The organism is Tumebacillus algifaecis (assembly GCF_002243515.1).
In the GTDB taxonomy this organism is placed as follows: domain Bacteria; phylum Bacillota; class Bacilli; order Tumebacillales; family Tumebacillaceae; genus Tumebacillus_A; species Tumebacillus_A algifaecis.
Map to the genome: position 1 here is coordinate 595,399 of NZ_CP022657.1, position 11,340 is coordinate 606,738.

Sequence of the window (11,340 nt, forward strand, 5' to 3'; positions counted from 1 at the left end):
ATTTTCGAACTCCTTACAAAAATTTAACGTTATCGGCGTATTAATCCTTACAGATTTCAGCGCGCTCCATCTATAATTAATTTTAACTGAAACGTCCTTTACAGCCAGGTGTTTCTCATGATAGTATTCAATTATCGAAAAATTCATAACGCATCACCCTCATATTTACGACATGGAATTTTACAAACAAATAATTAACTATTCTCTTGATGGGTTCGAGTAGACCCGAACTCGTAAAGGAAAAATGGAGGTACGTATGATTCTTGATGTGCAGGGATTGACAAAAGTTTTTCGCAACAGGAAGTCTGAGTTTTATGCAAACGACAACATCAACTTCAGCATCAAAGAAGGTGAAATTTACGGGCTCTTAGGACACAATGGGGCCGGCAAAACCACCTTGGTCAACCAGATTCTCGGATCGACCAAACCGACGAGCGGGGACGTGTTCCTGCTGGGGGAATCGGTGCAGAAGAACCCGTTGCGGGCGCGCTCGCTCTGTTCGGTGCAACCGCAATCGCAGTTGCCGCTCGGGTTTCTCACACCGACCCAAGCGGTATCCACGATGGGGAAAATGCGACTCGGAAATAAGCATGACGTGAAGAAACGCATGGATATGCTCTTCGAAATGTTAGACATCGGAGCATGGGTCAATACGGAAGGGGTTAAACTTTCGGGCGGGATTCGTCGCTTGACATCCTTTTGTATGGCGGTGATCCAACCTGGGAAATTGGTCGTGCTTGATGAACCGACCAACGACGTGGACCCGATTCGCAGACGCTATCTGTGGGATGTGATTCGTGAGCTGACCAAAGACGGCACTTCGGTCATCTTGGTCACGCATAACGTGCTGGAAGCGGAAAAGGCTGTCGATCGGGTGGCCATTCTGCACAAAGGGAAATTTCTCACGCAAGGATCGCCAGCCGAAGTCAAGAGTTCGGTCAGCAATCAGATCCGTCTTGAGGTCGGCTTGTTGAAGGAATCGACCGAGTATGAGGTTCCGGCATGGGCGCAAAGCTCGAATTTCCACGCCGGGCGCATGTTTCTTTCGCTCAGCCCGGATTATGCGCCGGCTGCGATCGAATGGGCGAGAGATCATGTTGAACAGGGCAAGGTAATTGACTACACCCTGTCACCGACGACGCTTGAAGATGTGTACGTCGAATTGACAGGCGGAAGAGGGACGGAAGAAGGGGCGGGCGCAGTGAACTTGCACGCCGGTAAGGAGGGTGCCGCAGTATGACAGTATTGAGACAGTTTAACTATGTGTTTCAGATGCAGTTTCTTCGTAACTCCGGAAACTTGATGTTTTTCTCGATCATTCAAATCATGGTGTCGCTCGGTATTGTTATCGGATTTACCTATCTGTTCGACAATCCTGAAAAGAATACGATCCTCTTTTTGGCAACTGGCGCACCCACGCTGATTTTGATTATCACAGGGTTGGTCATCCTGCCGCAGCAGATCGCGAACCAGAAAACGGAGGGCTATATCGAGTTCATCCGCACCTGGCCGGTCAATCGTGGGCTCGTTCTGGCAGCAGACACGCTCTCTTGGCTGATCATCACAATTCCAGGGATCGCGATTTCTACATTGGTTGCGCACTACATGTTTGATCCGGGGTATGACATCTCGTGGACGATTCTTCCGGTCATCATTCTCATCGCCTTGACTTCGATCGGTGTTGGCTACGGATTCTCCTATGGTTTGTCTCCGTTAGCATCGATGGCTCTTTCTCAGGTCCTGATCTTCGGCGCGTTGATGTTTTCTCCGATCAACTTCCCGATGGAGCGTCTTCCTGAGTGGCTTCAGACTCTGCACCATATCTTGCCGTTGTATTCAATGGCAGAAGTGATGCGTGCTTCGATGGCGCAGGGCGCATTTACCGCCGGCATAGAACATTACATCACTTTGATCATCTGGGGAATTTTGGGCTTCGGTGGCGCGATCCTCATTCTCAACAGAAAATAAGCAGATTGCGACATGACAGCTGTTTTTGTAGGAGATGATCAACCACCTCTTACGACAGCTGTTTTTGTTTGGGGGATCGTGCAGTGGTTACATTCGTTCCACTTTCATCGCCCATGCACCGCAGCGTAACGGGAAGAGATTCGAGTGGATCGAATCTTCCCTCCGTCTTTTGATAATTGAATGTTTCATGAATTAATAACAATCTACGCATATGAACTAATGATTTCTTAACAAGATTATCAGAAGCGGATTGCTTGATCGCAAGACGAGGTGCGGGATCAGCAGATCGATCAAGTTCGAAACAGGAGAACGGGTGAGGTGCTGTGCAAGCAAGCAAAAGCGTAGGATGGGTGTTCGACTCTGCAGTGTGGTCGTCCCGTGCGTCTGGAAGTTTGCCAATCCGTGAGGGGGCCGCTCACGTACAGCACGCGCAGACTACGCATCAGCGCTTGGGAAAATACGATATGCAAACAGTGTAAATGAAGTGTGGGGGGTATGGTGGTGCAGAACTATCAATCATTGGTCGAAGCTTTGATGGAGAATGCCGCAACAGGGAAAGGCATCCGGTTTCTCAACAATTCTACGAGTGAAGAGGTTTTGTCGTACGAAGGGCTCTTAGCAGGAGCAAGCCGATATTTAGCCACCTATCAGGAGATCGGTGTGGAAAAAGGGGACGAGCTGGTCCTGCAATTTACTTCGTCACGGGCGTTTCTAACCGCCTACTGGGCTTGTCTGCTAGGCGGTATCATCCCGATACCACTCTCCTATGCTGACAATCAGGTCAATACGACGAAGGTGTTCAACGTCTGGGAGGTCCTGAAATCACCTTGGATCGCCACAGACTGTGACAAGATACCAGGCAAATTGGAGGCATACGCGGCCCAAAATCGGAGTGTTGACGTTGGGAACGCCATGTCGGCGCGTCTGTTTTATCCGGAGCGGGTGGACGTGCTGGACCGGGAGCCGCGCTTCCACAAGCCAGGTCCCCAAGATATCGCTTTTATCCAATTTTCATCAGGCTCGACCGGGCAACCCAAAGGGGTCGTGCTCACTCATCAAAACTTACTTGCGAACATCAAGGACCTGCTGGAGATTTTCGAAATCGAGCAGACCGATACGTTTTTAAGTTGGATGCCGTTGACCCACGATTTTGGGATGATCTTTTTCCATCTGGCGCCGATCGTCCTCGGTGTCGATCAAAACATCATGCCGACAAACACCTTTATTTGGAATCCTACCTACTGGATTAGCTCGGTTCACAAGTATCAGGCCAACGTGCTGGGCTCACCGAATTTTGGGTATCGCCATTTCCTCAAACGCTTCAAATCGAAAGTCGCGCAGGCTGAGGCGTGGGACTTGCGGTGTGTGAAGGTGATCATCAATGGTGCGGAACCTATCTCCGCCTCGATTTGCGAAGATTTCACCCAAACGTTAAGCGCATGGGGGTTGGCCGACTCGACGATCAGGCCGGGTTACGGTCTGGCTGAAGCGACGCTGGTGGTATCAGCCTGCAAAAGAGAGCAAGGCATCCAATCCTATACGGTGGATCGAACTCAACTTGCGATCGGGCAGGAGATCCGATTTGTTGCACCAGGTTCTCCCGAGTCGATGGAGATCGTCGATTGCGGCTATCCGGTCACGCAAACCGAAGTGCGCATTACAGACGCTGAGCGCAGACCGCTTGGGGAAGGCATCGTAGGAAATATTGAGATCAGAGGTGCTAGCATCACTTCCGGCTACCATCACAATCTCGAAGCGACCCGAAACGTTTTGTCGGCGGACGGCTGGCTGAATACGCAAGATTTAGGCTTCATGCATGATGGCAGGTTGGTGTTTGTTGGACGTGTCAAAGAGGTCATCATCATCGGGGGCGTCAATTATTTCCCCTATGATATTGAGAATGTGATCTTACAGGGTATCGGGGAGGAAGAGTTAAACAAATATATCGCCTGCGGTGTCCCGAATCCTGAGACGGGGACGGAAGATTTGGTCGTGTTCGTCTATTACAAAAAGCAGTTGGATGGTTTTCTACCCATCATCGAGACGGTTAGCCAACTTGTGCTAAATGGCGTCGGATTGCGAGTCGCACACGTTCTTCCGGTCAGTTCGATCCCGAAGACGACCAGCGGAAAAGTCCAGCGTTTCAATCTGATTCAAGACTATCGGAATGGTAAATTCGACGCCCTGATCCAACAGATCAAAGGCAGCACGGTCGATGAAGAGATGCCGGAACAGCGCACAGACGAGACGGTCAAGGAAGCGCAAACGGGATTGGCGGCGTCGCACCGCGCCGATGAATTGCTGACGATCGTGCGCACAGAAGTGGAGAGTTTACTAGGTACGGCTGTCGTCGATGTGGAAACTGGCTTTTTCGATCTTGGCCTCAGCTCCGTCCAACTGCTCATGTTGCAGGAACGGCTGGAGAAACGGGTCGGGGTCGCGTTGACCAGTACGGCAGCGTTAGATTACCCGAGCATCCGCGTGTTTGCCGAACTTTTGCAGCAGAAAGAAGAAGCGGCGCTTGAACCGAAAGCGGCAGAAAAGCGCAAGGTGGATTCGACGAACGGAGATGTCGCGATTGTCGGGATGGCATGCCGTTTTCCGGGCGGTGCCAATTCGCCCGATGCGTACTGGAAGTTGCTCGACGAAAGCATCGATCCGGTCCGGGAAATTCCGCAAGGTCGCTGGAAAAACGACCGCTCGGCTTCGGCTAAACTATCGACACAAATGGGTGGCTATCTCGACCAAGTCGATCAGTTCGACTCCTTGTTCTTTGGAATCTCAGCTAAGGAGGCGGAAGCGTTAGACCCGCAACAGCGTCTCTTGCTTGAGCTGTCCTGGGAAGCGTTAGAAGACTCAGGACGTGATCCAAAGTCTTTGGCGGGCAGTCAGACGGGCGTGTTTATCGGGATCGCAGGTAGCGATTATCTACAGGTTGGGCGCGATTTAGGTCATCCACCCGGTCCGTACATTTTTACTGGCAATATGTTGAACAGCGCGGCAGGGCGCCTCTCTTATACATTCGGATTCCAAGGTCCCAGTATGGCGGTCGATACGGCCTGCTCCTCCTCGTTGGTCGCCCTTCATCAAGGGATGATGCAACTGCGGGCAGGTGCTTGTGATCTGGCCTTGGCAGGTGCGGTGAACATCATTTTGCGAGCGGAAGCACATGCAAGTTTCACCAGTCTACAGGCGCTAGCAGAATCGGGGCGCTGCCGTAGCTTTGACGAAGCGGCAGATGGCTACATCCGCAGTGAGGGCAGTGCGGTCCTCATCCTGAAGCGCTTGGAAGATGCCAAGCGGGATGGCGATCAAATTTGGGGCGTGATTCGCGGCGGAGCGGTCAACCACAATGGTCATAGCGGCGGTCTGACCGTGCCGAACGGTCTGGCTCAACAAAAGGTGATTCGTCAGGCGCTAACCGACGCCGGGTTGGAGCCGCATGATATCGATTATGTGGAAGGTCACGGTTCTGGCACCAAAATTGGTGATCCGCAGGAGGTTAACGCCTTAGCGGAAGTGTTCGCAGGTCGCAACCGTCCGCTCTATTTAGGAAGCGTCAAATCAAACCTCGGCCATTTGGAGACGGCAGCCGGAATGGCTGGGATCTGTAAAATTTTACTCGCGATGCGTCATGGTCGGATTCCGGCCAACCTGCACTTCCGCAAAGGGAACCCGTTGATCGCCTGGGGCAAACATCAGGTGGAGGTCGTCGATCGTTCGATCGAATGGGAACCGAGAGAGGGTGTCTACCGGGCCGGAATCAGTGGCTTCAGCATCAGCGGCACCAACGCGCATCTGATCGTGGAGGGCACGGCGGCACATCAAGCTCAGACCGTTGTCCCGTCCAACCGCGAGGCGCATCTGATCACCCTTTCCACCCGCACAGAAGCTTCTTTGCGCCAGTACGTGCGCGATCTGGAAGCATGGTCGCAACATCCTACAGCAAGCATCGAGGAGCTTAGCCAACAGCTGAACACAGGACGGGCCTCCTTGCAGCGTCGACTGGCGCTGTCGGTAACCGATTACGAGGAGCTGAAAAAGCGCCTGCAGAGCTTGGCGAATTCGAATGACCCTGTCGGCGTGGACGCTGTGACTGGGCGCCGCCCCTTGGTCTTCCTGTTCACCGGGCAAGGGTCACACTATCACGGCATGGCGCGCGGCCTGTTCGAAGAAGCTCCCGTTTTCAGAACGAAGCTTCAAGAGTTAGACGCGGCATTCCGTCCAGCAATCGGTGCATCGATACTCGATCTGCTCTATGGGAACGAAGAGATCGATCTTCAGCGTCCGCTGTACAGTCAGCCTTTGATCTTTTCGATCCAGATCGCCTTGGCTCATTTCTGGGAATCGCTCGGCTTGACTCCTGACCTGCTGATCGGTCATAGCATCGGTGAATATGCGGCCGCTTGTGTAGACGGAGTGATGAGCCTTGAAGATGCGGTACACATGGTCGCCGCTCGGGCGAATGTGATGGATCGCACCCCCGCCGTCGGGCGGATGATCGGGATCTTGGCGGGTGAGGATCAAGTTCGCGAACTGATCAAAGAGTTTGACGATGTGTCGGTCGCGGCGGTCAATGCACCGCATAATGTGACCGTCTCAGGCGGGAAAGACAGCATCGATCAGTTGGTTACCAAGGCACGCAACGCACGCTGCTTTGTCGAACAGCTCGCCGTGTCGCACCCGTTCCACTCCGTGCTGATGCGAGATCAGGCGCGACAATTTGAAGCTGAAATTTCCAAGCTCCAGCTGAACGCTCCGTCAAAGCGATTTATCTCGTCCGTCTTTGGCGACTTTGTTCCAGAGGGGAAACGATTGGACGCTGCCTACTGGGCGGCCCATCTCGTCGAGACCGTTCAATTTTCCACCGCTTTGAAAGTGGCGGCAGATGCCGGAGCACAGGTGTTTGTGGAACTCGGAGGCATGGCCACGCTTTGCGGATTGGCCGCCCAAAACTACGAGCAGGAAGACATGCTGTTCCTACCAAGCTTGCGGAAAACCCAGCCAGCTTGGAAACCATTCTATGAAAGCATCGGACGCTTGTGGGAGCGCGGCGTGACTGTACGCTTGGAAGCTCTGTACGGCCAAGAAACGGTGCGGATCAAAGATTTGCCGCATACGTCTTATGACCGCAAGCGCGTCTGGTTCCCCGACACTCCGGTCGTTTCGCAGGTGTTCGAGGAGGTTGCCGTCACGGTGGAGGCCGAGGCCGTTTTGGTCGAACAGCCTGTACAGATCGATCAAGTTGCAGGTGATGACAGCGGTGGCATCGTTGACCAACTCAAGAGGAAGATTGGCGAAGTGACAGGCGTCGCTACTGACGAAATCCCCGATGCACAGAGTTTGTTCTCGCTGGGGATCGACTCGCTGATGCTTGTCGAGATCAGAAAATTCATCGCAAAAGAGTACAGCGTCGATATCACGCTTAACACATTCTTTAGCGAACTGAACACCGTTGAAAAAGCGGCCGACTACATCGCGGTCCATCAGGTTGTCGCTCCGGCTCCGACCGCTGCTATCGTTCCGGCCCCGACCACTGCTGTCGTTCCGGCTCTGACAGCTGAAGTCGTTGCTTCGGAAGGGGTACTGGAGGACATTTACCGCAAGTTGGCCCAGCTTGAAAATCTTTTGCTTGCCCTCGGCGCGGACCCGTCCGTTTTGGAACGCCAAGCGGTCGCGACACCAGAGCCGCAAGCTGAGTTGCCCGAGCAGTTCGAACTTGCTTCCGATGAGCGCAGAATGTACTTTATGTCCTTTCTCGAAGGTGGAAATGAGGCCCACCAAATTCGCGGCACGTTCGATCTGGATGGGGCGGTAGACCTGGAGCGCCTGAAAAACGCCTTCCGTGTGGTCGCAAGCCACCACGAAATGCTGCGCAGTGCGTATCGGGTAGAAGGTGCGCAGGTGGTGCATCAGATTGCTGACCATGTCGAAGCGGAACACATCTGCGTAGATCTGCGAGTCGAGGGCGATCAGGAACGGTTCGACGCTTTCTTCAGACGCCCGTTCGATCTCTCGAAAGCACCGCTCTGGCGGTTTGGACTGGCCACCGATCGCGAAGGACGTCAGCAATTTACGCTGAGCATTCACCACATCATCGCAGACGGCGTATCGTTGAATCTTTTGCTGAAAGACGTATCGGATGTATACAAACAAGGCAGTATCCAAAGCGCACCTTCGCTGTCATATCGGGATTTTGTGCGCCGGGAACAAACGTTTTTGACGAGTCGAGAAGCTGAGGTACAGCGCGAGTGGTGGCTCAACCAATTACAGCCGTTGCCACCCGCTTTGAACTTCCCGCATGATGCGGCCCGGCCGGAAGTAAACGAATTTACAGGAGCCACCAGCTACTTCACGGTGGGTGCCGATCTGCTTTCGAAAGTCAAAGCGGTGGCAAAGGGACATGAGAGCACGACCTTTATGGTGCTGATCTCCGCTTGGACAGCATTTTTGGGACGCCTCGCCCATCAATCGGATCTATGCATCGGTGTCCCGTGGAATCGTCGTGCGATCGGAGACTTTAACCAAACGCTCGGGATGTGCACCCAGACGCTCGTGCTGAGAATGAAGCCGGAGCGATCCCGTTCCTTCGTCGATTATCTAGCCAATACGAAGGACGTATGCCTAGGTACGTACGCTCATTCTGACTATCCGCTCGATCTGCTGTTAGACGGACTGAAGCTGGAACGGGATTTGAGCCGCAACCCGCTGTTCGATGTGATGTTCAATTATGAAAATGATGAGCAGCGCATGATCGACTTCGGAGACGTCCGCGGAGTCATCGGGAGATTTCCGATCCGACACGCTCAATTCGATCTGTATCTCGATATGTTCGAGAATGATGGGAAACTACAATGCCGCTTGAACTATGCGTCGCCGTTATTCTCCCAATCGCGCGTGGAAGACTGGGCTGAGCGTTTTCAGGACTTCCTGCAGCAACTTCTAAGCGATCCGCGTCGCCCCTTGGGAAGCTATACCCTGCTTCGCGAGGCAGAAGAGCGCGAATTGTTGACGCTGGGACGTGGTCCGCAGGGCAGTGATGCGGGAGAAACGGCACATGCACGATTAGCTGAATCGATGAAACAGCATTTCGATCAACCGGCCATCTGGTATCAGGGGCAAGAGATCACGTTCGCAGGACTGGAAGAACGGGCGCAGGTGGTAGCGAGTCACATGGTCAAGCTGGGCTTGAAGCCGGGCGATCGCTTTGGGCTGTTGCTCCCGCGCAATCCAGACTTGATCGCGTCGATGCTCGCCGCCTTGCGCATCGGCTGTGCATGGGTGCCGCTCGACCCGACCTTCCCCGAAGATCGACTGCGCTATATGGTCGAGCACAGTGGAGCCAAGCTGATCGTAGGCGAAGCGGAACACATCGGGCGCTTTGAGTTCGGCTTGCCGATTCTTGATCCTGCCACGATCGACACCGTTGCTGTGGGCGAGACGCTCCCCGAAGCGGTTGAGCCGCATCACCTCGCCTATGTGATCTTTACGTCCGGTTCGACGGGGCGACCGAAAGGGGTCGAGTTGGAACAAGGAGCGTTGGCCAACTTTATTCGGGGGATGGCACAGGCGCTCGATTGGCCGGCGGGGCAAAGAACTGCGTGCCTCACCACTCCTTCGTTCGACATCTTTTTGCTGGAAACGCTGTTGTGCCTCGCACAGGGCGGTTGCATCGTGCTGGCTGATGAAAGCGATATGGCCAATCCGGCCAGCATCTTGCGCTTGGTGCGCGAAGGGCGGGTCGAATGCCTCCAGATGACGCCGACGCGCTTGCGCTTGCTGTGCGCCGATCAGGAGGCCGCCAAGGAAACGCTCGCCGCCCTACACATGCTGATCGTGGGCGGAGAAGCGTTCCCGGTCCACCTGTTACCGCTGTTGCAATCGCATGAGTCGTTGCGAATTTTCAACGTGTACGGGCCGACCGAAACGTGCATCTGGTCGACTTGCAAGGAGTTGACCGCTTCCAAGGAGGTCACGATCGGCCTGCCGATCTGCGGGACGAACGTCTATGTGCTCGATCCGTTCGGGCAGTTAGCCCCGCCGGGGATTGAAGGAGATCTCTGGATCGGCGGAGCGGGAGTTGCGCGCGGATATGTTGCCAATCCGGGACTGACGAGCGAACGGTTTGTCACCGACCTGTTCTCCGGAGGCAGAATGTATCACACTGGCGATCGGGCAAGGTGGAAAAACGGTGAGTTGGAATGTTTGGGACGTGGCGATGATCAGATCAAGCTGCGTGGATTCCGCATCGAACTGGGCGAGATCGAAGAGGTGCTGCGCCTGCACCCGGCAGTCATGAATGCGGCCGTGGCCATCCGCGAGCTAAGTCCGGGCAACCAGGTTTTAGTCTCTTATTATCAGCGCACCCCTGACGTGTCTGTCACGGAGAGCGAGCTAAAAGCTTGGTTGGCTGATCGCTTGCCCGTTTATATGGTCTCTGAGTTCTTGGTCGAACTCCCCGCCATTCCGCTCACGCTGAATGGGAAAGTCAACCGTCAGGCCCTGCCCGCTTTACAGATCGGACTTGCGGAAGCGCCAGTTCGAGAAGCGGGTGGAGAACTCGATCTGATCCTGCTGAACATTTGGAAAAAGCTGCTCGGGGATCGTCCGATCGGATTCCATGACCGATTCTTTGATGTCGGAGGCAACTCGTTCAGCCTGGTGCTGTTGTACGCAGAACTGGAAAAAGAGTTCCCCGGCGTGCTGACCGTACCCGATCTGTTCGCACTGCCGACCATCGCGAAGCTGAAGGCGTTCATCGAAGGGGCGACCCGTGACGACTCGGCCGAAAGCATCGGTTTGCTGCCGCTCTCTGACGCTTGGTTCGATGCGGAACAGGATGAGAAAAAACTGATCGAGGTCATGCTCCGACCAGAGTTGAGAATGGCGATCGGCGAGTTGGGCGCTACGTATCGACTGGATTTTGCCGAGACGTTGCAAGCTCTGTTCGCCCTGTATCTGCAAAAAAGTTTGCAGCAAGACCAGATTCCGATCTGGCTGTTGGGAGATGCTGAGCAAATCGCTCGCGTCGATTTCAAGTTTGCAGGGGATATGGAACTGGCTCAAGTCTTCAGCGGTTTTGCGGCATCGCTGCCTAAACTGCGCGATTTCCAACCGCTTCGGACGCTCAATCTGACGGTGAATACGGATGGATTCGCACGAGTCGGCTTTGCGTATGAGCGCGGCTTGGATAGCCGCCGAGTGCTGAGAAAATTAGATTTTTACCTGTTTGCGGAAGAAAGCGATGGAAGTGTCCGCTTGACCATCGAATACAGCGGTCGCTTATCAGGCTCCGCACTGCGGAACCATTTGATGCGGTTTAAGAAACTGCTCAAGCTTGTGGCAAGTATGTGAAGAGAATAGCTACTGAAT

Annotated in this window: 3 protein-coding genes; all 3 read left to right on the forward strand. The window is 54.1% G+C overall.

Features of this window, described 5'->3' with window-relative positions:
* The first annotated feature begins 256 nt into the window (after window positions 1-256).
* Complete coding sequence (locus tag CIG75_RS02775; protein WP_094235267.1) at window positions 257-1,240, forward strand: ABC transporter ATP-binding protein; 984 nt, start codon at window positions 257-259, stop codon at window positions 1,238-1,240.
* Window positions 1,237-1,968, forward strand: coding sequence for an ABC transporter permease (locus CIG75_RS02780; RefSeq protein WP_094235268.1), 732 nt, complete (start codon window positions 1,237-1,239; stop codon window positions 1,966-1,968). The genes CIG75_RS02775 and CIG75_RS02780 overlap by 4 nt, the downstream gene beginning before the upstream one ends.
* 501 nt (window positions 1,969-2,469) lie before the next feature.
* Window positions 2,470-11,322, forward strand: coding sequence for a non-ribosomal peptide synthetase/type I polyketide synthase (locus CIG75_RS02785; protein ID WP_172844397.1), 8,853 nt, complete (start codon window positions 2,470-2,472; stop codon window positions 11,320-11,322).
* Window positions 11,323-11,340 lie beyond the last annotated feature (18 nt).

Bases quoted from the DNA above. Each gene is read 5' to 3' on its own strand.
- CIG75_RS02775 (WP_094235267.1), top strand. From the start codon at position 257: ATGATTCTTGATGTGCAGGGATTGACAAAAGTTTTTCGCAACAGGAAG.
- CIG75_RS02780 (WP_094235268.1), top strand. From the start codon at position 1,237: ATGACAGTATTGAGACAGTTTAACTATGTGTTTCAGATGCAGTTTCTT.